At 37.8% G+C, this 475-nt stretch carries 1 protein-coding gene; it reads left to right on the forward strand.

All coding sequences use genetic code 11. From position 1 onward, the window contains the following. Positions 1-69: 69 nt before the first annotated feature. Entirely contained in the window at positions 70-444 is a 375-nt protein-coding gene (locus A5N85_RS14045; protein ID WP_072577665.1) for a transposase, read from the forward strand. Positions 445-475: the final 31 nt, after the last annotated feature.

The raw sequence follows: 475 nt of genomic DNA on the forward strand, positions 1-475 counted from the left end.
TATGGCTACAGACACMAAAGGACAAATTTGTCATTGGAAGTGATAACTGGCATTTAAAGAACCAGAGCAATGCGATTGGTAGCCATTATCAATGGAGAATTGTTTGCCTTACGCTTATATGATGGTTCTATTAACAGCGATATTTTCTCTCATTGGGTGAGAGAAGCACTGTTACCTGAGTTACCTAAAAACAGTGTAATTGTCATGGACAATGCCGCTTTTCATAAACGCAGTGATATTCAAGCAATCATTGAAGAGCATGGGCATGAGATAGTTTGGTTACCCCCTTATAGTCCAGACTTAAATCCCATTGAAAAGATGTGGGCTTGGATTAAGCAAATAGCAAAGAATAGGCGGATGGATTGTATTGATACTTTATTCTTTTATCTGCTTTGGATTGGTTGGGTTTTAGATGATTGCATCTATATCTTTAGTTCGCTTTAGAGCATTAACAAATCGCTGATTGCGAGTCAAT

Origin of the sequence: Suttonella ornithocola (assembly GCF_001889065.1) — a bacterium.
Lineage (GTDB): Bacteria > Pseudomonadota > Gammaproteobacteria > Cardiobacteriales > Cardiobacteriaceae > Suttonella_A > Suttonella_A ornithocola.